Source organism: Pseudomonas sp. IzPS59 (genome assembly GCF_014863505.1).
Taxonomy (GTDB): domain Bacteria; phylum Pseudomonadota; class Gammaproteobacteria; order Pseudomonadales; family Pseudomonadaceae; genus Aquipseudomonas; species Aquipseudomonas kribbensis.
Window position 1 is genome coordinate 2,379,693 of sequence record NZ_CP062251.1, and the last position, 23,585, is coordinate 2,403,277.

Consider the following 23,585-nt stretch of genomic DNA (forward strand, 5'->3'; position numbering starts at 1 on the left):
GTTGATTGATTGATAAAGCTCAATAGTTGGTTTGGTTCTCTGCTCCCACGCGGGAGCGAGGGAGCAATCAAGAAATGCTCGCCGTCGTCGTCGGGCGGATGTTCAGCTTAGCCGTTGGAGCGACACGACCATGACCATCAAGCAGATCCGCGCCTTCCTCGCCGTGGCCCAGAGCCTGAGTTTCGCCGTGGCCTGCGAGCGTCTGCACCTGTCGCAATCGGCGCTGAGCCTGACCATCAAGGCGCTGGAGGAGGGACTGGGCGGGCGCCTGTTCAGCCGCAACACGCGCAACGTGGCGCTGACCCCGGAAGGGGAGTCCCTGCTGCCGCTGGCCCGGCGCCTGATCGCTGACTGGGACAACGCCGAAGACGAAATGCGCCAGCGCTTCAGCCTGCAACGGGGGCGCGTGACGCTGGCGGCGATGCCGTCGTTTGCCGGCAATCTGCTGCCGCCGATCCTCAAGACCTTCCGCGCGCGTTATCCGAACGTCAACGTGACGGTCAACGACGTGATCAACGAGCAAGTGCTGGAAATGGTCCGCGATCGTCAGGTCGAACTCGGCGTGGCGTTCGAGCCGTTGCAGAACACTTCGCTGACCTTCACACCTCTTTATAAGGATCGCTTCGTCGCGGTGGTGCCACAGGACTCACCGCTGGCCCGGCGCACCGATATCGACTGGCAGACCTTGCTGCAGGAACCGTTCATCACCCTGCAACGCCCGTCCACGGTGCGGGTGATGCTGGAAGAACACCTGCAGGCCCGGGGCATGAAACTGCCGGTGGAATTTGAAAGCCATCAACTGGCGACGGTCGGACGGATGGTTGCCAGTGGCCTGGGCGTCAGCGCGGTGCCGGCGTTGTGTGCCGAGCAGATGCGCGAACTGGGGGCGCGGTGTCTGACCCTGCATGAGCCGGTGGTGGAGCGGGCGATTGGCGTGTTGACTGATTCCGGGAATGAACTGTCGGCGGCGGCGCAGGCGTTGTTCGACATCCTTAAGGCTGAGCATTGAGGCGTTGTGTCAGTAGCGGCAACAGCTGTTCGCAAGACGCCTCGATCTTCAAATCCAGCAACTCATCCGCCCGGGTCTTCCCCAGGTTTATCGCAATCAGCGGCTTGCCCCGATCTGCAATCACCCGGCACAGGCGAAACGCCGAATACGCCATCAACGACGACCCGACCACCAGCATCCCGGCAGCATTCTCCGCTGCCGCCATGGCCCGGGCCGCCGTCGGTTGCGCCACGTTCTCGCCAAAAAACACCACATCCGGTTTCATCCGTTCGCCTTCGCAATGCGGACAATGCGGCACCTGAAATCGTGCTTCAAAAGCCGGGTCGAGCAGGGTATCGCCGTCCGGCGCCTGCACCGCATCGACACCTGCCAGATACGGATTCTGCGTCTCCATCAGTTGCTGAATCGAATCCCGCTCGCTGCGCAAACCGCAATCCAGACACAGCACCCGATGCAGACTGCCGTGCAGTTCGATGACATCGTGGCTGCCGGCCTGATCGTGCAGGGTGTCGACATTCTGGGTGATCAGGCCGCCGATCCGGCCCTGGCTTTGCAGGCTGGCCAGTGCCTCGTGAGCTGCATTCGGCTGCGCCTGGCGTACGCGTGGCCAGCCGAGCATCGCCCGGGCCCAGTAGCGACGGCGTGACTCGGGCGCCGACAGAAATTCCTGATACATCATTGGCTGCCGGCCCCGGCGCACGCCGTTGGTGTCGCGGTAATCCGGGATGCCGGAGGGCGTGCTGATACCGGCGCCGGTCAGCACCACGAAATCGCCGTCGGCCATGGCCTGTTGCAGGTAATCGAGATGTTCATGGAGGGGGCGGTCGAGCATGTTCAGCGCTCCGCAGGCTGTGAGTGCCTTGCAGGTTAGCACTGCCGGGCGCCTCTTATGGAGGCGCCCGGTATCGACCTTTACTTGCGTGCCTCCAGTATCAGGTTGAACGGCGTCTGCGTCGCCCGCCGGAACTGCTTGAACCCGGCTTCATTGAACACTTTGCGCAAACGCATCTCGCCGGCCTGCGCACCGAGCCCCAGGCCCACTTCCTGGGACAGCGAGTTCGGCGTGCAGATGAACGTCGATGCTGCATAGAACAGCCGCCCGACCGGGTTGATGTTGTCGTCCAGCGTATCGTTGGCAAAGGGCTCAACCAGCAACACCGTGCCGTCGTCCTTCAGGCAATCGTAGGCATGCCGCGCCGCGCCGACCGGGTCGCCCATGTCGTGCAGGCAGTCGAAATAGCAGATCAGGTCGTAGTCATCGCCGGGAAAGCTTTTCGCCGTGCCCTGGAAAAACCGCGCCCGGCTGCTCACTCCGCCTTCTTCGGCTCGCTGGGTAGCGACACTTACCGAAGGCGCGTGATAGTCGAAACCGACGAAACGCGAGTTGGGATAGGCCTGGGCCATGATCACCGTGGACGCGCCATGACCGCAGCCGACATCGGCGACCTTGGCGCCGTCTTCGAGTTTGGCCACCACGCCCTCCAGCGCCGGCAGCCATTCGGCGATCAAATGCCCTTTGTAACCGGGGCGGAAGAAACGTTCGGTGCCGGTGAACATGCACGGATGGTGATCGCCCCAGGGCAAGGCACCATTGCCGCGCATGGCTTTGACCAGTTTGTCCTTGTCGTGGAAAAACGACGCCACCACGCCGAGGCCGCCGGCGACATAGACCGGCGAATCTTCCTTGGCCAGGGCCATGGCCTGTTCTTCCGGCAGACGGAATTTGCCGTCAAGGTGTTCCATGTAGCCGGACGCCGCGTGTGCGCTGAGCCATTCGCGGACCAGTCGGGTGTTGCAGGCGGTTTTTTCGGCGAGGGTTTCCGGGGAGATCGGCTGGCTGTCGGCCATGGCCTTATACAAGCCAAGTTCTTCGCCGACGATGACATTGGCCAGCATCGCCGCGCCGCCCATGTCATTGACCAGTTTGCCCATGAATTCGTTGAGTCTGGCCTCGTCCATGTCATGTGCTCCTGTCAAGGATCACAGTCCGGTGGTGATGGGGGTCGAGGCATTCACCACCGGGCGGTGGTCGTGGAAACGGGCAGGGCGACACTGCTGTCCTGCGTCCCCCTCGACTGGGTACTGATTGAGTCTAGTCGGTGTTGGTGCTGGCGAAAGCACGAGAGGCGCACTTCCTTACGCAACACGCAGATTTTGCCTACAACTTCGAAGTGGCTCTATCCCATATTCTGAATCGACTCGGTCGAGGCAAGGACTTTTGAGTGCTGAAGTCATTGTTTATCTGTGAAGTCCGAAGCCACTTCCTCGCACAGATTGATCGAGTCCGCCGAGAAATCATCCCCGCTAAAAGCCATGAACTCTGTCGTCTTGCCGGGTTACTCATCGATGGAGCTCGGGAGCCAAAGCGCAGAAATAAAGTGATGCATTGGATGCAACGGAGAGCGAATTGACCGCCTACTTTCCACCGCTGTGCATAGGCGGATTGACGTACAACCTTTCTCATCTAGAACCCTTTACGTTCACGATTCAGAGTCAATTGGCGAGGCGTGATTTGCGCGTGCATGTCACTTTTTCGAATCATTGTTTCAGCACGGGGTACGATCAAGCTTTACATCCGGCCGGGGAGCCCATCCTGCTCGACCATGCCCAGCGGCAGCGTAGCTTTTGCATGACCCGCTACCGCCTTTCGCTGTCACTGCCGCCAGTGATCAAGGGATTGAATCATCCCCAGGCGAAAGTCAGCGAAACGGCGGCGATGCGAAACTGGGCGTACTCCATCATGATTGAGGATCCGAGCGGGCCCTACCATGTCTTTTTTGAGTTGCGCCGCGCTGCAGAAGGGAAGCCGCAAGATCTCAACCTAGTCGTGGAAAGCGCCTAACACCAGACTGAAAAGCCGCCCAGGCTGTTCGGGAAAATGGGATTTATGCTGCTATGCGGTAAGGTCTACCTTCGGCAACCGACCTCCACCAAACGCTGATGCCAGAAACGAAAAAAGGCGCCAGAGGCGCCTTTTTCGATTCGGTAAAGCAGATCCAGACACCACTTGCGAACCGCCTTGCGCGGTTACAGCTCTCGCTGCCGGGAAGCGCTCAATCTCATCTGGTCAGTCGCTTCGATGGGCAAAACTAACGAAAACTGGCGGATACGTCAATGAATTCGTAACTCGTCGTTCAGGAAGAGGGCAGCGAGTCTGTATCCCATTGTGTACGGGCCCGCCGCCGATACAAAACCCGCCATTTCCCGCGCATCACCTACACAGCAGCGATACACCCTCCGGTTTAACTGGGCCTCTCGGCCGCCACTGTCGGCGGCTCTATTGCAGAGGTCTTGCCCATGCAGATTCCCCACACCACCTTGCAGGCCAGCGTCGGGCTCGGCCTGCGTCGCGGCCTGATGAAAGATCTTCAAGCCGCCCGCACCGGCGATTTCGACTTTCTTGAGGTCGCCCCGGAAAACTGGATCGGCGTCGGCGGTGCCCACGGTGCCGCGCTGCGCGAACTGGCCGAGCGTTATCCGTTGTCCTGCCACGGTTTGTCGTTGTCGCTCGGCGGGTCGGTGCCGCTGGACGTCGATTTCCTTCGGGAAGTCCGGGTGTTTCTCGATCATTACAACGTGCCGCTGTACAGCGAGCACTTGAGCTATTGCAGCGACGACGGTCACCTCTATGACCTGCTGCCGCTGCCATTCACCGAAGAGGCGGTGCACCACGTCGCCGCGCGGATCCGTCAGGCCCAGGACATCCTCGGCCGGCGCCTGGCGGTGGAAAACGTTTCCTATTACGCCGCCCCCCGGCAGGACATGGACGAGGTGACCTTCACCAACGCCGTGCTGCGCGAGGCAGATTGCGACCTGCTGCTGGACGTTAACAACGTGTACGTCAACTCGATCAACCATAGTTTCGACCCACAGACGTTTCTGGCCGGGATCGAACCGGGCCGGGTGGTCGGGATGCATGTGGCGGGGCATTTCGACGAGTCCGACACGCTGAAGATCGATACCCACGGCGCCTCGGTGAAACCGGTGGTCTGGTCGTTGCTGGCGGAGGCCTACGCACGTTTTGGCGCGCAGCCGACCTTGCTCGAACGCGACTTCAACTTCCCGGCGTTCTCCGAGTTGGTGGCGGAGTTGCAGACCATTCGCCGCTTGCAGCATCAAGGAGGCCAGCGTGGATAACCTTGAGCAGCAACAACAGGCCCTGACGCGCTACCTGCGCGACCCCGAGAACCAGACGCCCCCGGTCGACATGAATGCGGCGCGGGTCAACGTCTATCGCGACCTGGTGTTCAACAATATCTCGCAACTGTTGGGCGGGACCTTTCCGGTGCTGATCCGGATCATCGGCCAGGAGCGCTGGCGCGCCCTGATTCGCGGCTTCCTGCGGGACTACCGGGCACAGACGCCGAAATTCGGTGAGATCGCCGAGGAGTTTGTCGGTTTCCTCGCCTCGGAGCCCGCCGTGTTGAACGCGGGTGAGTGGCCGGCGTTTCTGGTGGAGCTGGCGCATTACGAGTGGGTGGAGATGGTGTTGCAGCAATCCGATGCCGATCCGCTGCCGGCAAGTGATCCCGCGTCGCTGCTGGAGCAGCCATTGCAGGTTTCGGCGCTGGCCTGGCCATTGGCGTATGCGTGGCCGGTGCAGATCCTTAGTCCTGAATATCAGCCGTCCACGCCACCGGCCCAGCCAACGTTGTTGCTGGTGCGGCGCGCGGTGGATTTCAGTGTGAAGTTTTCCGAGCTGAGTCCGTTGGCGTGGCGGTTGCTGCAGCGGGTTGGGGAGTTTCCGTTGCTGAGCGGTCGTGAGCAACTGGAGGGTCTGGCGATGGAGGCGGGTTTGCCGGGAGCTGCGTCGTTCATGGACAGCGGACTGGCGTTGTTGCAGCAGATGCATGAGGACGGTGTGATCGGGATCAACTGATCCCACCAACAAAAAGACCCGGGGAGCACGATGGCTCCCCGGGTCTTTTTGTTTGTCTCAGGCCTGAAGCGGCAGCTTCAACTCCGCACACAACCCGCCACCTTCACGGTTGCTCAGATTCAGCGAACCACCCAGCGCCATCGCCAGTTGCTGGGCAATCGCCAGACCCAGGCCGGTGCCACCGGTGCTGCGGTTGCGCGAGTTTTCCACGCGATAGAACGGCTCCATCACCTGAGCCAGTTCCTCTTCGGCGATGCCCGGTCCGCGATCCATGACCTTGATCGACAGGCCGGTCTTGTCCCGTTGAATCAACAGCTCGGCAGCGCCGGCAAACTTCAGCGCGTTATCGGTCAGGTTGACCAGCACCCGGCGCAGGGCGTGGGGGCGGGTGTCGATGACCGCTTCGCTCTTGCCGCTCAACTGCACCTCTTTGCCCATGTCCTGGTAGTCGAAGACCAGGCTGTCGAGGAACGAATCGAGATTGGTGCGGCGGCTTTCTTCGGTCGAACCGTGGATGCTGCGCGCATAGGCCACGCCTTCACGCACCAGGTGCTCCATCTCGCCGAGGTCGTTCCACAGTTTGTCCTTTTCCGCCGAATCGTCCATGAACTCCGCCCGCAGTTTCATTCGCGTGATCGGGGTTTGCAGATCGTGGGAAATCGCTGCCAGCAACTGCATGCGCTCTTTCAGGTACGCGGCAATGCGCGCCTGCATGGTGTTGAACGCACGGGCGGCGTAGGCCACTTCGTTCGGACCCTGTTCATCCAGATTGATCGGATGGGCGTTGGGATCAAGGGTTTCCACCGCGTTGGCCAGACGGGTCAGGGGACGGATGGCGATGCGCACCGCCAGCCAGGTGCAGGCAATCATCAGCGCCAGTTGCCCGAGCAGCACCACCGGAAGCCACGGCGACAGCGGCACCATCGACGGTCGCACGTCGATAGTCACCGGGCTGCCGTCGCTCAGGCGCAGGTGGCCCTGAAAGTGTTTTTTCGGCCCCGGAATGTCGGTGAAAGTCAGCGGATAGGCTTCGCCGATGGCGTCGGTGATCGAGGTGACCGCGATCGGTACTTCGCCGGCACCGATCGGTGTACCCGGTTCGCCCTCGCTGAGCAGGTAGCCGTAGTTGGGCCGGGCCAGACGTTCGAGCCATTGCGGGCGCTCGTCGGCCGGCAGGCGGTCGAGGATCGCGATCGAGGTCGAGACGTCGGTTTCCAGGTTGCCGAGCATGGTGTTCTTCGCGCTTTCGTAGCGCTCGTAATACTGCGCACCGAACGACAGGGCTTGGGCGAGGATCAGGCCGATCAGAAAAATCAGCGACAACCGCGAGGCGAGGGTGCGCGGCCAGTGCAGCGCAACCTTCATGCCGGGGCTCCGAGGATTTCCACCGGCAGCGAGAACACATAACCCTCGCTGCGCACGGTCTTGATGTAGGCCGGTTCCCGGGCGTCGTCGAGCAGACGCTGGCGCAGGCGACTGACCAGCAGGTCGATGGATCGGTCGAACAGATCGGCGTCACGGCCCTGGGTCAGGTTGAGCAGTTGATCGCGGCTCAGCACCCGCTGCGGATGATCGAGGAACACTCGCAGCAAGCGATATTCCGCGCCGCTCAGGGCAACCATGGTGCCGTCGGTGTCCAGCAGATGCCGGGCCGAAGTGTCGAGCTGCCAGCGACCGAAGGCCAGCAAGCGGCCGCTTTCAGTCACCACCAGATTGGGCGGCAGCATCCGCGTGCGGCGCAGCACGGCATTGATTCGCGCCAGCAGCTCGCGGGCGGCGAAGGGTTTGGTCAGGTAGTCGTCGGCGCCCATTTCCAGGCCGATGATGCGGTCGGTCTCATCATTGCGTGCGGTGAGCATCAAGACCGGCGTGGCCTTGTGTTTGCCGGCGCGCAATTCGCGGCACAGCAGCAGGCCGTCATCGCCGGGCATCATGATGTCGAGCACGATCAGGTCGACGGTGTTGGCTTCCAGAAAACTGCGCATCTGCCGGCCATCGGCGACCACGGTGGTGCGCAGGCCGTTCTTTTTCAGGTAATTGCCAACCAGTTCGCGAATCTCGCGGTCGTCATCGACGATGAGAATGTGATCGACATGATCCATGGAGCCAAACCTCTATCAAGTGGGGGAATGTCTCGCAGTCTATAGAGCCCGCGCGGGCTCGCCTGCCTGCCTTTGTATTGCAGTGTATCTGCCGCAACGACGGATACATGTGGACGCAAAATCAGGATTTTTTCAGGGTTTTGTATCGCTGTGTATCCCCCGGCGGGCGAGATACGTAGCGATTTATACCGGCCGTTTTCCGACACAGACGGGATACCTCGCGAGCTTTAAATGAGCTCCATCGAGGCACACCACAGCGCCTCGGCTCAATCAACCGATCTACCCATTGAAGCCCTGAGGAAAACGCCATGACCAACAAATCCGTAATCGCCGCTTGCCTGTTCGCTGCCCTGAACATCTGCACCCTGTCGGCCCGCGCCGAAGCCGTTGCCCCGCAAACCTACACCTACGGCACCCATCTGGATATCCAGAAAGTGATCTCGATGAAAGAAGACAAATCGATGACCTGCGGGATCGTCGACGCCCGCATGACCTACCTCGATTCGGCCGGTCAGACCCGCGTGCTCGACTACAGCAAATTCGCCGACGGCTGCGACAACCAGAACTGATCCGCCACCCACTGACTGAAAGGAAGATTGCCATGAACAACGTATCGCGTTTCTTGACCGCCATTGCCTTTTCTTTTGCCGGTGTCGCGGCTCACGCCAACAGCGCCATCGAGCAGAGCAGCTGCGCCGGCAGCACCTGCTTTCAACTGAGCCCGGTCGCGAAACAGGGCAGCGATGCCTTGATCGCCGCCGACGGCGCCAGCCACACGCCACAAGGGCAGATGGTCGCGGCAGACGGCTCCAGCCATACGCCGCAAGGGCAGATGGTCGCCGAAAACGGCGCCAGCCGCACACCGCAAAGCCAATGGCTGGACAGCCAGAACGCTTGAGTCCCCGTGTGTGTCTGCCGGTGAACGGCAGACACCTCTTTTATCGGCAGACCGCCCATCCTTCAAGAGGTGAACCTCATGTTCCTTATCGCGTTTCTGGGCGGTCTGTTGACTGTCCTCAGTCCCTGCATCCTGCCGGTGGTGCCGTTTCTGTTTGCCGGCGCCGACCGCACGCGCTCTTCGATCCTGCTGACCCTCGGCGGCATGGCCCTGACTTTCGCCCTGATCTCCAGTCTCGCGGTGGTCAGCAGCGAGTGGGTGATCCAGGCCAACAACACCGGCCGACACATCGCGCTGATCGTGATGGTGCTGTTTGCGCTGTCGCTGATTTCCGCACGCATCGGTGACTGGCTGGCGCGGCCGTTCGTGTTGCTCGGCAATCGCCTGGATCCGGACACTCGCAAGAAGGCTGGCCCTATGGGGTCGGTGATGATCGGCGTGGCCACCGGTCTGCTGTGGGCACCGTGCGCCGGTCCGATTCTCGGTGTGATCCTCACCGGTGCCATGCTGCAAGGCGCCAGCGCTCAGACCAGCTTGTTGCTGCTGGCCTACGGTGCGGGCAGTGCGCTGTCGCTGGGGACGCTGATTTTCGCCGGTCGCGGCCTGGTCAACCGGCTGAAACCGTCGATCCCGTTCACTGGCTGGTTCCGTCGTGGCGCAGGTGTCGCCGTGCTGGCGGCGGCGGTGGTGATTTCCACCGGGGCCGATCGCACCCTGCTGGCCGGTACATCGTCCGAGGGCGTCGCCAGTGTCGAGAAAAACGTGTTGGAAAACGCGCCGAAAGTGATCGATTACTTCATCAGCAAAGTGCGGGCGGATTCGACTTCGGACGAGCAGGGCAAAGGCGCGATGCCGTCGCTGGCCGGCGCGGTGCAATGGCTGAACTCACCGGAGCTGAACGCCGAATCCCTGCGCGGCAAAGTGGTGCTGGTGGACTTCTGGACCTACGACTGCATCAACTGCCAGCACACGCTGCCGTATGTGAAGGATTGGGAGAAAAAGTACGGCAAGGACGGCCTGGTGGTGATCGGCGTGCACACCCCGGAATACGGTTACGAGCGGATCATCGACAACGTCAAGGATCAGGTGAAGAAACTCGACATCACCTATCCGGTGGCCATCGACAACAACTACGCGATCTGGCGTAACTTCGACAACCAGTACTGGCCGGCGCACTACCTGATCGATGCCAAGGGGCAGGTGCGTTACACCCACTTTGGCGAGGGTCGTTATGAGGCGCAGGAGCAGATGATTCAGCAATTGCTCAAGGAGGCCAAGACACCTTCTGCATGAGCCTGATCGACGACGGCCCGGAGGTGAATGCTCCGGGCCGTTTTCGTTTGCCGGGAATCTGTTTCGAGCGCTTTACAAAATCCCGCCACTCATCGGCGAAGTCCCGGTTTACGGGGCTCTCCAGACGATTGGCAAGGACGGCGCACAGTCTCGGGACGATAGTGAAAGAGCAGGGCTGTATCCGCCCTGTCACTGATAAAAAGAAAGCGAGGTTGCCATGCCGAAATTCGTGATTGAACGCGAGATTCCAGGGGCCGGAAACCTGTCGGAGCAAGAACTCAAGGCGGTATCGCAAACGTCCTGTCAGGTGTTGCGTGAACTCGGGCCGCAGGTGCAGTGGCTGCAGAGTTACGTCACTGCCGACAAGATCTACTGCGTGTACATCGCCCCTGATGAGGAACTGGTGCGCGAGCATGCGCGGCTGGGTGGATTCCCGGCCAACAGCGTGTCCCGGGTGATGAGTGTCATCGACCCGACCACCGCCGAGTGACGCCCGACCCAGCCTGTCTTGGAGCACCTGTTGATGAGCACCCCCATCGATCTCAATGCCCTCAAGGAACGCCAGAAAGTCGCGTGGGCCAGTGGCGACTATGCCGTGATCGGCACCACCTTGCAGATCGTCGGGGAAAACCTCGCCGAAGCCTGCGATCTACGCTGCGATGAAGAAGTGCTGGATGTCGCCGCCGGCAATGGCAATGCCACGCTGGCGGCGGCGCGTCGAGGTTGTCGGGTGCTGTCCAGCGATTATGTCGCGGCGCTGCTGGAACGCGGTCAGGACCGGGCGCGGGCCGAACATCTGGATGTGACCTTCCAGGTGGCCGATGCCGAAGCGCTGCCGTTTGCCGACGCCAGTTTCGACGCGGTGCTGTCGACTTTCGGGGTGATGTTCGCCCCGGATCAGGCCAAGGCTGCGCAGGAGCTGGCCCGGGTCTGCCGCCGGGGCGGGCGGATCGGCCTGGCCAACTGGACGCCGGAAGGCTTCGTCGGCCAGATGTTCAAGACCCTCGGTCGCCATCTGCCACCGCCCGCCGGCGCGCAACCACCGTCGAACTGGGGCGCGGAAGCCTGGCTGCATTCGCAGTTCGATGAACGCCAGTTCCAGGTGCAGGTGACTCGTCGTCACTTCAACTTCCGCTATCGCTCGGCGGCGCACTTCATCGACATCTTCCGCCACTGGTACGGGCCGGTGCACAAGGCGTTCGCGGCGTTGCCGCCGGAGAGCGGGCAGGCGCTGGAAGGGGATCTGACGCAACTGATCGACGGGCTGAACCGGGCTGGGCCGGGTTCGATGGTGGTGCCCAGTGAGTATCTGGAGGTGGTGATGACCAAACGCTGAGCGCAAACCCATGTGGGAGCGAGCCGGCTCGCTCCCACGGGATTTCTATTTCAGGTGCGAAGCATCAAACCACTCCAGCGCCGTACGCCAGATGCAGATGCCGAGAAAATACGCCGACGCCAGCAGCCACAAACCCATCACCAGCGGGTTGATGACCGGGTGATTGAGCACCAGCGACAGGCTGCACAACAGCCAGATCGCCGTCACCGCAATATTGATCGGCATGAACCGGCGCACGCGGAACGGGTGCAGGAATTTCATCCGGGTGATGGTCAGCAGCGCCAGGCCGATCACGGTCAGGAAGGTAATCCACGGCCCCGGAGCGATGATGTACAGGCACAGCGCGACCACGTTCCACGCGGCGGGGAAACCGACGAAGTAGTTGTCCTTGCTCTTCATGTTGACGTTGCAGAAGCAGAACAGCGACGACACCAGAATCAGCGACACCGTCAGCAGCAGGGTGTAGTCGGGCAGGGGAATATAGCGATAGATGAACAGCGCCGGAATGAACACGTAGGTCAGGTAATCGATCACCAGATCGAGGATCGAGCCGTCGAAACTCGGCAGCACCGACTGCACGTTGACCTTGCGCGCCAGCGCCCCGTCGAGGCCGTCGACGATCAGCGCGACGCCCAGCCACATCAGGCAATGGGTCGGCTGGTTTTCCAGCAGTGCGAGGGTGGCGAGGAAGGCGGTGACCACGCCGGTCGCGGTGAAACCATGGGCGCCCCAGGCCTTGAGCCTGGCAATGTGGACGGTCGATATCACAGGGGCGTTCTCCAGAAAGTGAAGCAAGCCGGGAATCACACTTGAGCAACAAGGGTGGCGGCCAACCGGGTCGGGTTTGCAGCTATCGACCGGTCGGGCCGGGATAAGGTTCATCCTTCATGAATCTTAGCTGGCCGGGAAAATTTTTCGACGCCGATATCGCTTCACCGCAGCAGCGTCAGCCAAACGGTGCTGGCGCAACCCGTGCGCAGGTCTATCGTTGCCTGACGCCGTTACGCTTTTGCCTGAGGATGACGTCATGAACACCAGTGATTTGCTCGAACAACTGCTGCGAGGCCAGGCCTCGGCGGGACAACAAAGTGGCGCCTCGGCTGGTGATGGCCTGGGCGGGCTCGGTGGTTTGCTGGGTGGCCTGCTCGGTGGCGGTGGCACCAGCGGCGGCGGTGCGCCTGCCGGCGGACTCGGTGGTCTGGGCGGGCTGCTCGGCGGATTGCTCGGTGGCGGCGGTTTGGGTGGCGGGGCGCTGGGCGGTGGGACGCAAAGTCGTTCCGGCGGCACCAACTACGCGGCTCTGGCCTCGCTGGGCATGATGGCGTTCCAGGCCTATCAGGCCTGGCAACGCAGTCAGGCGTCGGCCGCGCCGCAGCAGACACCGCAGACCGCGGACCTGCTGGCCGGCCCGCAGGTCGAGGAACACAGCCACGCGGTATTGCGCGCACTGATCGCGGCGGCCAAGGCCGACGGGCGGATCGACGAGTCGGAGAAACAGTTGATCAGCAGCGAAATCGGCCGCCATACCGATGACCCGGGCCTGCAGCAATGGCTGGACGCCGAAGTCGCCAAACCCCTCGATGCCCGCGAAGTCGCGCAAGCGGCGAACAACGATCCGGCGGTGGCCGCCGAAATGTATATCGCCAGCGTGATGCTGGTGGATGACCAGCAGGACGCCGAGCGCAATTACCTGGATGAACTGGCGGCGGCCTTGCAGATCGATCCCGAATTGCAGGTGCATCTGGAGCAACAGGCCAAGGGCACCGCCTGAAACACCTCAACACCCGGGCCCCGGACGTTTCCATCCGTCCGGGGCTTTTTTACGTCGATTGAATTTTTCTGCGCAGGCGTCGCTCTTCTGCATAACAGCACCAGACTGCAGCCGGAGCCGCCATGAACAGGAACCTCGACGACTACAACCGCATGCGCGACTTCTCGGCGACCTCGGAACCGGCAGCGGTCAAGCGCCGGGGCAAAAAGACTGGCGCCGATCACGCGTTGCAGTTCTGCATCCAGAAGCATGACGCCTCGCACCTGCATTACGACTTTCGCCTGGAGTTGGACGGCGCGCTCAAGAGCTGGGCGGTGCCCAAGGGCCCGTCGCTGGATCCCAAGGTCAAGCGCCTGGCGGTGCATGTCGAAGATCACCCGCTGGATTACGCCACCTTCGAAGGCCACATCCCCGAGGGGCATTACGGCGCAGGAGATGTCATCGTCTGGGATCGCGGCGTGTGGATTCCGCTGGAGGATCCGCATAAGGCCTACGCCAAGGGCAAGCTCAAGTTCGAGCTGCAGGGCGAGAAGCTTGGCGGGGTGTGGAATCTGGTGCGTACCCACATGCCGGGCAAGCAGGAACAGTGGTTTCTGATCAAGCATCAGGACAGCGCCGCCCGGCCGCAAAGCGATTACGACGTGCTGGTCGCCGAGCCGGACAGCGTGCTCAGCGAGCGCACCCTCGTCGACAAACCGAAGCTCGACGCCAGACAGGTCAAACCGCTGAAACAGCCAACGCGCAAACCCGTCTCGGGCAAGCTCGTCGGGGCGCACAAGGCGCGAATCCCCGCACAGTTGAAACCGCAATTGGCGACGTTGGTAGACAGCGCTCCGGCCGGTGACTGGAGCTACGAAATCAAATTCGATGGCTACCGGATCATGGCGCGCATCAGTCATGACGACGTGCAGTTGTTCACTCGTAACGGCCATGACTGGACGCACAAACTGCCCGAGCAGGCCCAGGCAATTGCGGCGCTGGGGCTGGAGTCGGCGTGGCTTGACGGTGAAGTGGTGGTCGCCAACGAAAACGGCATTCCGGACTTTCAGGCGCTGCAGAACGCCTTCGACGACAGTCGCAGCAGCGACATCCTTTATTACCTGTTCGACCTGCCTTACCTCAACGGTGTCGACCTGCGCGAAGTCCCGGTGGAAGAGCGGCGCGCGGCGCTGGCCACGATATTGAAGGCGCACAAGAGTCCGTTGCTGCGTTTCTCCGAAGCCTTCGACGAAACCCCGGAGGCCTTGCTCAACAGCGCCTGCCAGATGCAGATGGAGGGCTTGATCGGCAAGCGTCTTGGCTCGCCCTATGTGTCACGGCGCAGCAGCGACTGGATCAAGCTCAAGTGCAAGCATCGCCAGGAATTCGTGATCGTCGGTTACACCGATCCGAAAGGTTCGCGCAGCGCCTTTGGTGCTTTGTTGCTGGGTCTGCACGATCGAGACAGTGGAGAGTTGCGTTATGCCGGCAAGGTCGGCACCGGATTCAACGAGGCTACCTTGAAAACAGTACTTGCCCGGCTGAAACCGTTACGGGCGAAGAAGCCTGCGCTGGCCAACCCGCCCAGTGGTTTCGAGGCCAAGGGTGTGCACTGGCTTAAACCGAGTTTGCTGGCCGAGGTGGCGTTTGCCGAAATGACTCGCGAGGGTTCGGTTCGCCATGCCGTGTTCCATGGTCTGCGCGATGGCAAACCGGCCAAGGACATCACCGAGGAGCGCGCCAAACCCATGAAGACTTCAAAGGCTCAAGCTGCCGCGCCGTCCCAAGCCGGCCTGGCCGACGGCAAGGTGCGCATCACTCATCCCGACCGTGTGATTGACGCCAGCAGCGGCACCACCAAGAGGCAACTGGCCGAGTATTACGCCAGTGTCGCCGAGTGGATCCTGCCGCAACTCAAGGATCGCCCCGTGGCGCTGGTGCGGGCACCGGACGGCATCGCTGGCGAACTGTTCTTCCAGAAGAACGCCGAACACCTGGCGATCCCCGGCATCCGCACGCTGGACAAGGAACTGACCGGCCAACCGATGATGCTGATCAACAACGCCGAGTCGCTGATTGGTGCGGTGCAGATGAGCACCGTCGAACTGCACACCTGGAACGCCACCACGGTGGATCTGGAAAAACCTGACCGCTTCGTTCTCGACCTCGATCCGGATCCGGCGCTGCCCTGGAAAAGCATGGTCGAAGCCACCGCCCTGACCCTGACAGTGCTGGATGAACTCGGTTTGCGGGCATTCCTCAAGACCAGCGGCGGCAAGGGCATTCATCTGGTGGTGCCGCTGATTCGCAAGCACGGTTGGGACGAGGTCAAGGATTTCAGCCATGCGATCGTCAGTCACATGGCCAAACAGTTGCCGGAGCGGTTTTCGGCGGTGTCCGGACCGAAGAACCGCGTGGGGCGGATTTTCATCGATTACCTGCGCAACGGGCTCGGCGCCACCACGATTTGTGCTTACGCGGCGCGGACTCGGGAAGGGCTGCCGGTATCGGTGCCGCTGTTTGTCGATGAGGTGAAGGCGATCAAGGGCGGCAATCAGTGGAATATTCATAATGTCCACGAACGGCTGGCGGACGTCGGCGATGAACCCTGGGCGGACATGAAGAAAACCCGCCAGAGCATCACCGCCGAGATGCGCAAACGGGTCGGCCTGTAAGAGTGATCAGGCGTCGCGCAGCAAGTCGTGGGCGTTGAGCAGTTCGAAAGCGATCTCGGGGTGTTTTTCCAGCCCGCGGCGAATGGCGGCCGGGATCGCCTGACGAGTCTTGCGGCACATCCCCGGCAGTTCATCGATTTCGATGGCGATGCCGCGCATGGTCCGTACTTCGTTGTAGCCTGGGGCGATGGCCATGCCAATTCCCAACTGTTCGAACATCCGCTGTTGCAGGCGTTCGAGGTCAGCCAGGCTTTGCAGGTTTTCAAGGCGTTCGAGCAGGCGCTTTTCCTCCTGCCTTGTGAGCAAGAGTATGCGCAGATCCGCACCGGGCATTTCCAGCAACGGATCGCGCCCGCAGATGCAGGCGCCGGGCGGGCAGGGGGAGCGAAGCGGGGCGGCAATCGTCATGGCCTCCATCATAGAGGCCGTTCGACGGTTTTGCCCATGGTCGCCCGGCTGCCGTCCATCGGCAGAACGCAGAGGTGGCAAATCCGTCAGCCACCGTCGTCGAGCGTGCGGCTGTTATTGCGACAGGCCTTCGTAGTGGACCAGGATCGCATTGGCCAGCTCTTCATCGCTGGCGTTCAAGCCCGGGTTTTCCTGACGAACCTGTTGCAGCGCCGATTCCAGATACGCGCCACGGATGGCACCGCCGCTGGCGACGAATGCGGACAGGTCGTCACGGGCCGGAATCACCATTTTGTGATCCTTGAAGGTGGAATACAGCGACGCTGAAACACCGGCCGAAGTGGCGACATCCCCCGCATCCACGCGGGCGAAGGCCGAGCCAAAAGGCAGGCAGAGCACAAGAGACGAAACGAGTAATAAACGACGCATGACGGTGTTCCTCCAGCAGCGTAAAGCGAAAAGGAAGTACCACATAATGTGAGAGGTGCGGCGTGGCTCGGGAGTTCCATGCGCCGGAACAAGTTCTCGGGGCTGCAAACCGATAACTGCCGCACAGAATTCTTTTTTACCGGATGTGACGACATACCTTGAGACGCTCTAACCCGGCGGGTTCGTGGAAATAGGCTTAACTGAAGCGCTGAAAGCGCTGTGCGGCGCGACCAGGGAGGAAATCACCGTGTCGATCAAACTGCGTTTGGTGCTGCTGATCGCGACCAGCCTGCTGACGGCGCTGATCGTGAGCCTGGTCAGCTATGTCGGCAATCAGCGCATGGCTTCGGCAGTCAGTGCCAACGCGGTGAGCATGAGCGCGCTGCGCAATCACATGGAAGCCGACATGATGCACGACGCCCTGCGCGCCGATGTCTACTCGGCCATGCTGGTGGGGCTGGGCAAAAGTACGGGTACGGCGGACGAAGTGCGCAGTTCTGTCGAAGAGCACGCCGGGCATTTTCGCGAGGTGCTGGGCGAAAACCTGAAACTGCCGCTCGACACCACGATCCGGGCCGCGCTGGAGCAGATCAAGCCAAGCCTCGACACTTACATCAACGCGGGCGAGCGGATTGTCGGGCTGGCGCTGGACAACCCCGACACGGCACAACAGGAACTCGGCACCTTCAGCGCTGCGTTCAGCCAGCTCGAAGAACAGATGGCGTCTCTGAGCGAACTGATTGAAACCAACACCCGGCAGACCAGCCAAGGCACCGAAGCGGCGATCCGCAATGCCAACATCGCCCTGGGCATTGTGCTGATCGCCAGCCTGTTGCTGCTGTTGGTGCAGGGGCGCTGGGTGATCCTGAGCATCACCGGCCCGCTTAAAACCGCCAGTCGCATCGCCGAAAGCATTGCTCATGGCAACCTCAGCGAACCGATCGCCGAGCCTTCCGGCAAGGACGAAGCCAGTACGCTGATCCGCACACTGGCGACCATGCAGCGGGATCTGCGGGACATGATCGACGTGGTGCGGCGCAATGCCCATGGTGTCAGCGGCATGAGCGAACAACTAAGTCACGGCTGCCATCGGGTGGCCGACAGCAGCCAGCAACAAAGCACCGCTGCCGGCACCATGGCCGCTGCCGCGAGCCAGATGACCACCAGCATCGAGGAAATCACCCGCCACGCCGAGCGGGCCCTGAGCATGGCGAATCAGGCCGAGTCACTGGCCAAGAATGGCGGGCAGGTGATTCATCAAGTGGTCAGCGACATGGACGACATCGCCCGCTCCGCCCAACAGTCGGCACAGGTGATCCGCACTCTGGACCATGAGTCCGAAGGCATCTACAACATCATCCAGGTGATCAAGAGCATCGCCGACCAGACCAATCTGCTGGCGCTCAATGCGGCCATCGAAGCGGCCCGGGCCGGTGAGCAGGGCAGAGGGTTTGCGGTGGTTGCCGATGAAGTGCGCAGTTTGGCTGCCCGCACCAGCGCCTCGACCCAGGAAATCGCCGCGATGGTCGCGCGCATCCAGAACAGCACCCGCGAGGCGGTCAGCAGCATGGAGGCGGGCGTGGCCCAGGTCGACAAGGGCATGGCCGTCACCGCTGACGTCGAACGGGCCATCCGCGAAATCCTCGACGCCACGTTGAACACCACGCAACTGGTCAACGACATCACCCGCACTATTGGCGAACAAAGCCAGGCCAGCAACGAAATCGCCCATCAGGTGGAGATGATCGCCGGCATGTCGGAAGGCAACAGCAAGGTGATCGGCGAGACAGCGAATACGACGGACGAGTTGTCGAATCTGGCGGGGCGGCTGGCGCAGTCGGTGGATCGATTCCGGTTGTGAGGCTGGCGCCGTCAACCCATTTGTAACAACCGCAAGGCTGCAGACGAGCGGGGAAAGGACGGTCAAATCGCTGAAAGGCTTCAGCCAGAGGCATTGCCGGGGTCATGTTCGGCGATTGGCCGCCGATAAGTCTCTGGGCGGATAAAGACCATCAAGTCGGGAACAGACGCGCGGGTTTGCCCTGACGTGATATTCTTCGCGCCACTTGGTTTGACCTAATTCAGTCTGGCGCGCTTTTTGGCGAGCCGACCGAACCCCTGTCGCTCAAGTAGCTGAAGCCAATAATGATAAAAAGTCAGTTCAGAAGGGACATATAACTGAGGTCGACGCAGCCTGTCGGCCTTGTGTGCCCACCCGTCAAAATTGAAGTGTGCCGGAACCCGCGACGCTGGCCTGAGTGTCGCGAAAAAAGGGGAACGCATACGCACAACAGCGGCGGGCGGAAGGCGTTTTATCATAGGTGCAACAGATGTTTAAAAAAGTGAACACAGCCTTGCTGGGGCTGGCTTTGGCGATGGGGATGTCGTCCGCCAATGCCGCAGAAGCAAAGAAAGTCGACGTCCTGCTGATCGGCGGCGGCATCATGAGCACCACTCTGGGTGTGTGGATCAATGAGCTGGAACCGAGCTGGTCGATGGAAATGGTCGAGCGCCTCGACGGCGTCGCCCTGGAAAGCTCCAACGGCTGGAACAACGCCGGTACCGGTCACTCCGCCCTGGCCGAGCTGAACTACACCCCGGAAGACGACAAGGGCAACGTAACGATCCCGAAAGCCGTCGAGATCAACGAAGCGTTCCAGGTTTCCCGTCAGTTCTGGGCCTGGCAGGTTCAGCAAGGCGTTCTGAAGAACCCTCGCTCGTTCATCAACACCACTCCGCACATGAGCTTCGTGTGGGGCGATGACAACATCAAGTTCCTGAAAAAGCGCTACGAAGCCCTGCAGGCGAGCCCGCTGTTCGCCGGCATGCAGTACTCCGAAGACCCGGCTGTGATCAAGAAGTGGGTCCCGCTGATGATGGAAGGGCGTGACCCGAACCAGAAAATCGCGGCCACCTGGAGCCCGCTGGGTACCGACATGAACTTCGGCGAAATCACCCGCCAGTTCGCCGGTTACCTGCAGACCAAGCCTAACTTCGATCTGAAACTGTCGAGCGAAGTACAGGACATCACCAAGAACGCCGATGGCACCTGGCGCGTCAGCTACAAGAACCTGAAAGACGGCACCAAGACTGAAACCGACGCCAAGTTCGTGTTCATCGGCGCCGGTGGCGGTGCCCTGCACCTGCTGCAGAAGTCCGGTATCGAAGAAGCCAAGGAATACGCTGGCTTCCCGGTAGGCGGCTCGTTCCTGGTGACCGATAACCCGGCCATCGCCGAGCAGCACCTGGCCAAGGCCTACGGTAAGGCTTCGGTTGGCGCGCCTCCGATGTCCGTTCCGCACCTGGACACCCGTGTCCTGGACGGCAAGCGCGTCATCCTGTTTGGCCCGTTCGCGACTTTCAGCACCAAGTTCCTGAAAGAAGGTTCGTACCTGGACCTGCTGACCAGCACCACCACCCACAACATCTGGCCTATGACCAAGGTCGGCATCAAGGAATACCCGCTGGTCGAGTACCTGGCCGGTCAACTGATGCTGTCGGATGAAGACCGCATGAACGCGCTGAAGGAATACTTCCCGAACGCGAAAGCCGAAGACTGGCGCCTGTGGCAAGCCGGTCAGCGCGTGCAGATCATCAAGCGTGATGAAGCCGCTGGCGGCGTGCTGAAACTGGGCACCGAAATCGTTGCTTCGAAAGACGGCTCCATCGCCGGTCTGCTGGGCGCATCCCCAGGCGCATCGACCGCTGCACCGATCATGCTGAGCGTGCTGCAGAAAGTCTTCAAGGACAAGGTCGCTACCCCTGAGTGGCAAGCCAAGCTGCACCAGATCGTTCCAAGCTACGGCACCCAGCTGAACAACGATCCGGCCAAAGTGGCTGAAGAGTGGGCTTACACCGCCAAGATCCTGCAACTGCCAACGCCTCCGGCGATTGGCCAGGCTGCACCTGCGGCGGCACCTGCTTCGGCTGAAAAGCCACAGGCTCCGAAAGAAAGCGCTGCACGTGACATGGCTCTGTAATTTAGACGCCTGACACACAAAGCCCACTGAACCGGTGACGGTCAGTGGGCTTTTTTGTGTCCGGATTTCAGGCTTTGGCGTTGGCCAGATACGCCCCCAACCGCCGTCCCATCTCTTCCCCCAATGCCTGCAACCCGCTCAACGGCCGCACCATCACCTCGAATTCAACAATCTTCCCCTGTTCATCGAAGCGGATCATGTCGATGCCTTTCAGCTCTTTCGCCCCGACCTTCGCGCTGAATTCCAGCACCACGTTCAAGCCATCCGCTGTCGCCAGCTCACGGTGGTATTTGAAGTCTTCAAATACGTTGAACACGGTGTTGAGGATCATCGAGACCACCGGTGCGCCGGGGTAAGGCGTGTGGGCCATCGGCGAGCGGAACACGGCTTGCGGATCGAGCAAGTCGGGCAGGGCCTTCAGGTCGCCGGTACGGATCATGTCGTGCCAGCGGTTCAGGGACTCGGCGGCGTTGCGGTGCAGGTTCAGCTCGGACATGGTTTCACTCCTGTATTTTTTGTTGTTCCTGGCGCGGCGCCCATGACTCTAGATCAAAGCGGCGCAATGGAAACCCTCTGTACCGGTCTGAATATCGATACATGCGCGGGCCGAATCCATCTGATCCGCTTTTTCCGGTTGAATCTGCATCTGTAACCGTCTCAGCCATAGGCCCAAAATACCCTTGCCGTTCGGCCATACGCGACGCGCTTCATTCCGAAGCACCCGGTGCGCCGGACATTCAGTATTCAGGAGGCCTTCATGGCTAAGATGGCGTTTTTCCTCGGCGGCTTTCTCGTGTTGACCATCATGATCGGCGTTCTGGCGACGATTTCACCGGTCTGAACCGTCCCGCGTCAGTCGGTTTTCCGCAGGCCAGGACTGGTGCCTGCACAGGATTTGAACTAAACCGGGGTATCCCTTCACTGGAGTACCCACCGTGGCGCCTGTGTCATGGACTCGCTGATCAACGCCGCCGGCCGCGCCCTGGCGGCGGGTGCCCCCTTGGCGGCGCTGAATTTTGTGGCTCTGCGTGAAGACCCTCCCGCCCTGGCCTTGCGCGGAATCGCCATGGCCCAGCTCGGCGATATGGCGCGGGCCAAGGCACTGTTGCAACGGGCGGTGAAAGCGTTCGGTGCCAACGAGCCGTTGTCTCGGGCGCGCTGCGTGGTGGCCGAGGCCGAAGTGGCGCTGGCGGCGCGGGATCTGGGCTGGCCGATGAAGGCGCTGGAGGCGGCGCGTCAGGTCTTGCACGATCACGGTGACCGGCTCAATGCGGCGCACGCACGCTATCTGCAGATTCGTCGGTTGTTGTTGATCGGGCAGTTGAATGAGGCTGACAAGTTGCTCGATGAACAGGACCCTGCACCGTTACCCCCGGCCTTGCGCGCCGCCCATGAACTGATGTCAGCCGGGATCGCGCTGCGGCGAGTGCAGGCGCACAAGGCGCAATCGGCGCTGGAGCGTGCGCAACGGGCGGCGCAACTGGCCGATATTCCGGCGCTGCTGGCGGAGATCGAACACGCCCGGCAAACCCTCGCCGCTCCCGCCGCCCGTTTGCGCATTGCCGGTGACGTGAAAACGGTCACGCTCGCACAAGTCGAAGCCTTGTTTGCGTCTGCGACGCTGGTGGTGGATGCCTGTCGCTACAGCGTGCGCGGTGCCGGCATGACGGTGGCGCTGGCAACCCGGCCGGTGTTGTTCAATCTGCTGCAACTGCTCGCCGAAGCATGGCCGGGGGATGTTCCGCGAGAGACGCTGATCGCCAGGGCTTTTCGTTTGAAACTCGATGATGAATCCCACCGCGTCCGATTGCGGGTCGAGATCGGCCGGCTGCGCGCCGCACTGCAACCACTGGCCGGAATCACTGCGACGTCCCGTGGCTATGCGTTGGTCGCGCAAGACGTGGCGCTGCTGACGTTACCCCTCGAAGACAAGCACGCCGCGCTGCTGGCCCTGCTCGCCGACGGCGAGGCGTGGTCGAGTTCGGCACTGGCGCTTGCGCTGGGCAGCAGTCAGCGCCAGATACAACGGGCGCTGGAAACCCTGGCCGCGCAAGGCAAGGTCCAGGCATTCGGTGTTGGCCGTGCACGTCGCTGGCTGACCCCGCCCGTGCCGGGTTTCGCGACGATCTTGTTACTCCCGGTGTCGTTGGGCAATGGCTAGGCTGGACTCACCACTCAACGAGGCAACCGAAATGAAACAGGCAAATGCAGAAATCCTTCGTGAATACGGCCCGTTCGAAGGCATCCACGGCGTCCATGGTGTGACCTTCGACGGCCAGCAGGTCTGGTTCGCCAGCGACGGCCAGCTCAATGCGCTGGACCCGGCCAGCGGCGAAACCGTGCGCACGATCAAGATCGGGGCCGATGGCGGCACGGCATTCGACGGCAAGCATCTGTATCAGATTGCCGACCGGCGTATTCACAAGATCGATCCGGCCACCGGCAAGGTGCTCCATACCATCGCGGCTCCCGGCGGCGGTGGCGACTCGGGCATGGCCTGGGCCGAGGGCACGTTGTGGGTCGGACAGTATCGCGAGCGCAAGATCCATCAGATCGACCCGGAAACCGGCAAGATCCTCCGCACGCTGGAGTCAAACCGTTTTGTCACCGGCGTGACCTGGGTTGACGGTGCGCTGTGGCATGGGACGTGGGAGGGCGATGAAAGCGAGATCCGCCGTATTGATCCGGGCAACGGCGAGGTGCTCGAAAGTCTCGCGTTGCCCAGCGGCATCGGCGTCTCGGGACTGGAGGCCGATGGCGGTGAACGCTTCTACTGTGGCGGCGGGGATACCAGCAGCGTACGGGCGGTGCGCCGGCCGAAGTGAG

Annotated in this window: 21 protein-coding genes and 3 pseudogenes; 16 read left to right on the forward strand and 8 right to left on the reverse strand. The window is 61.6% G+C overall.

The window, feature by feature from the left end; translation table 11 throughout:
* Nucleotides 1-130: 130 nt before the first annotated feature.
* Nucleotides 131-1,009, forward strand: a complete 879-nt coding sequence (locus IF189_RS10755; RefSeq protein WP_085708697.1) for a LysR family transcriptional regulator — start codon at nt 131-133, stop codon at nt 1,007-1,009.
* Here the strand turns inward: IF189_RS10755 and IF189_RS10760 are convergent.
* Together IF189_RS10760 and IF189_RS10765 are read right to left on the reverse strand one after the other, a co-directional pair.
* Nucleotides 993-1,841: an NAD-dependent protein deacetylase gene (locus IF189_RS10760; protein WP_134827329.1), complete on the reverse strand. Its 849-nt coding sequence runs from the start codon at nt 1,839-1,841 to the stop codon at nt 993-995. The two genes, IF189_RS10755 and IF189_RS10760, sit on opposite strands and share 17 nt — an antisense overlap.
* An 80-nt stretch (nt 1,842-1,921) precedes the next feature.
* Nucleotides 1,922-2,968, reverse strand: coding sequence for a class I SAM-dependent methyltransferase (locus tag IF189_RS10765; protein WP_192553256.1), 1,047 nt, complete (start codon nt 2,966-2,968; stop codon nt 1,922-1,924).
* A 448-nt stretch (nt 2,969-3,416) separates the two neighbouring features.
* Here IF189_RS10765 and IF189_RS10770 point away from each other — a divergent pair.
* From IF189_RS10770 to IF189_RS10780, 3 genes and pseudogenes are all read left to right on the forward strand, one after another.
* Nucleotides 3,417-3,950: pseudogene (locus tag IF189_RS10770) on the forward strand (hypothetical protein).
* A gap of 356 nt (nt 3,951-4,306) precedes the next feature.
* On the forward strand, nt 4,307-5,146 hold the full coding sequence (locus IF189_RS10775) for a DUF692 domain-containing protein (protein ID WP_192553257.1): 840 nt from the start codon (nt 4,307-4,309) through the stop codon (nt 5,144-5,146).
* Complete coding sequence (locus IF189_RS10780; RefSeq protein WP_192553258.1) at nt 5,139-5,888, forward strand: DUF2063 domain-containing protein; 750 nt, start codon at nt 5,139-5,141, stop codon at nt 5,886-5,888. Before IF189_RS10775 ends, IF189_RS10780 begins: the two co-directional genes overlap by 8 nt.
* 57 nt (nt 5,889-5,945) lie before the next feature.
* Here IF189_RS10780 and IF189_RS10785 read toward each other — a convergent pair whose 3' ends face one another.
* Nucleotides 5,946-7,253, reverse strand: coding sequence for an ATP-binding protein (locus tag IF189_RS10785; protein ID WP_192553259.1), 1,308 nt, complete (start codon nt 7,251-7,253; stop codon nt 5,946-5,948).
* Nucleotides 7,250-7,990 (reverse strand): response regulator, encoded by a 741-nt coding sequence (locus IF189_RS10790; RefSeq protein ID WP_085708690.1) that lies wholly within the window; start codon nt 7,988-7,990, stop codon nt 7,250-7,252. Before IF189_RS10790 ends, IF189_RS10785 begins: the two co-directional genes overlap by 4 nt.
* A gap of 308 nt (nt 7,991-8,298) precedes the next feature.
* Between IF189_RS10790 and IF189_RS10795 the strand changes: the two genes are divergently transcribed.
* The 5 genes from IF189_RS10795 (at nt 8,299) to IF189_RS10815 (ending at nt 11,517) form a co-directional block, all read left to right on the forward strand.
* Nucleotides 8,299-8,559 (forward strand): DUF2790 domain-containing protein, encoded by a 261-nt coding sequence (locus IF189_RS10795; protein WP_085708689.1) that lies wholly within the window; start codon nt 8,299-8,301, stop codon nt 8,557-8,559.
* 32 nt (nt 8,560-8,591) lie between these two features.
* Nucleotides 8,592-8,888 carry a hypothetical protein gene (locus tag IF189_RS10800; RefSeq protein ID WP_192553260.1) on the forward strand — a complete coding sequence of 99 codons (297 nt, stop codon included), beginning with the start codon at nt 8,592-8,594 and terminating at the stop codon, nt 8,886-8,888.
* 78 nt (nt 8,889-8,966) lie between these two features.
* Nucleotides 8,967-10,181, forward strand: coding sequence for a cytochrome c biogenesis protein DipZ (locus tag IF189_RS10805; protein ID WP_192553261.1), 1,215 nt, complete (start codon nt 8,967-8,969; stop codon nt 10,179-10,181).
* 217 nt (nt 10,182-10,398) lie between these two features.
* Nucleotides 10,399-10,671, forward strand: coding sequence for a DUF4242 domain-containing protein (locus IF189_RS10810; protein WP_085708685.1), 273 nt, complete (start codon nt 10,399-10,401; stop codon nt 10,669-10,671).
* A 33-nt stretch (nt 10,672-10,704) separates the two neighbouring features.
* Nucleotides 10,705-11,517 (forward strand): class I SAM-dependent methyltransferase, encoded by an 813-nt coding sequence (locus IF189_RS10815; RefSeq protein WP_134827320.1) that lies wholly within the window; start codon nt 10,705-10,707, stop codon nt 11,515-11,517.
* Nucleotides 11,518-11,562: 45 nt separating this feature from the next.
* On the opposite strand, the gene pcsA is transcribed toward IF189_RS10815, so the two are convergent.
* Complete coding sequence (gene pcsA, locus IF189_RS10820; RefSeq protein WP_085733149.1) at nt 11,563-12,285, reverse strand: phosphatidylcholine synthase; 723 nt, start codon at nt 12,283-12,285, stop codon at nt 11,563-11,565.
* Nucleotides 12,286-12,544: 259 nt separating this feature from the next.
* Between pcsA and IF189_RS10825 the strand changes: the two genes are divergently transcribed.
* Together IF189_RS10825 and ligD are read left to right on the forward strand one after the other, a co-directional pair.
* Nucleotides 12,545-13,288 (forward strand): tellurite resistance TerB family protein, encoded by a 744-nt coding sequence (locus tag IF189_RS10825; protein ID WP_134827319.1) that lies wholly within the window; start codon nt 12,545-12,547, stop codon nt 13,286-13,288.
* A gap of 122 nt (nt 13,289-13,410) precedes the next feature.
* Entirely contained in the window at nt 13,411-15,942 is a 2,532-nt protein-coding gene (gene ligD, locus IF189_RS10830; protein WP_192553262.1) for a DNA ligase D, read from the forward strand.
* A gap of 6 nt (nt 15,943-15,948) precedes the next feature.
* Here ligD and IF189_RS10835 read toward each other — a convergent pair whose 3' ends face one another.
* Both IF189_RS10835 and IF189_RS10840 read right to left on the reverse strand, forming a co-directional pair.
* Nucleotides 15,949-16,350, reverse strand: coding sequence for a hypothetical protein (locus IF189_RS10835; RefSeq protein ID WP_192553263.1), 402 nt, complete (start codon nt 16,348-16,350; stop codon nt 15,949-15,951).
* A 114-nt stretch (nt 16,351-16,464) separates the two neighbouring features.
* Nucleotides 16,465-16,779: a DUF2388 domain-containing protein gene (locus IF189_RS10840; RefSeq protein ID WP_114882220.1), complete on the reverse strand. Its 315-nt coding sequence runs from the start codon at nt 16,777-16,779 to the stop codon at nt 16,465-16,467.
* A 307-nt stretch (nt 16,780-17,086) separates the two neighbouring features.
* Here IF189_RS10840 and IF189_RS29115 point away from each other — a divergent pair.
* The 3 genes and pseudogenes from IF189_RS29115 to mqo all read left to right on the forward strand — a co-directional run.
* Nucleotides 17,087-17,737, forward strand: a pseudogene (locus IF189_RS29115) (methyl-accepting chemotaxis protein); the annotation flags it as partial.
* 309 nt (nt 17,738-18,046) lie between these two features.
* Nucleotides 18,047-18,640 (forward strand): annotated as a pseudogene (locus IF189_RS29120) (methyl-accepting chemotaxis protein); the annotation flags it as partial.
* Between the two features lie 469 nt (nt 18,641-19,109).
* Nucleotides 19,110-20,759 (forward strand): malate dehydrogenase (quinone), encoded by a 1,650-nt coding sequence (mqo, locus tag IF189_RS10850; protein WP_085708677.1) that lies wholly within the window; start codon nt 19,110-19,112, stop codon nt 20,757-20,759.
* A 67-nt stretch (nt 20,760-20,826) separates the two neighbouring features.
* On the opposite strand, the gene IF189_RS10855 is transcribed toward mqo, so the two are convergent.
* A complete protein-coding gene (locus tag IF189_RS10855; protein WP_134827315.1) occupies nt 20,827-21,255 on the reverse strand; it encodes a nuclear transport factor 2 family protein in 429 nt (142 codons plus the stop codon).
* Between the two features lie 453 nt (nt 21,256-21,708).
* Between IF189_RS10855 and IF189_RS10860 the strand changes: the two genes are divergently transcribed.
* Both IF189_RS10860 and IF189_RS10865 read left to right on the forward strand, forming a co-directional pair.
* On the forward strand, nt 21,709-22,920 hold the full coding sequence (locus IF189_RS10860; protein ID WP_192553265.1) for a helix-turn-helix domain-containing protein: 1,212 nt from the start codon (nt 21,709-21,711) through the stop codon (nt 22,918-22,920).
* A gap of 31 nt (nt 22,921-22,951) precedes the next feature.
* Entirely contained in the window at nt 22,952-23,584 is a 633-nt protein-coding gene (locus IF189_RS10865) for a PQQ-binding-like beta-propeller repeat protein (protein ID WP_134827313.1), read from the forward strand.
* Nucleotide 23,585: the final 1 nt, after the last annotated feature.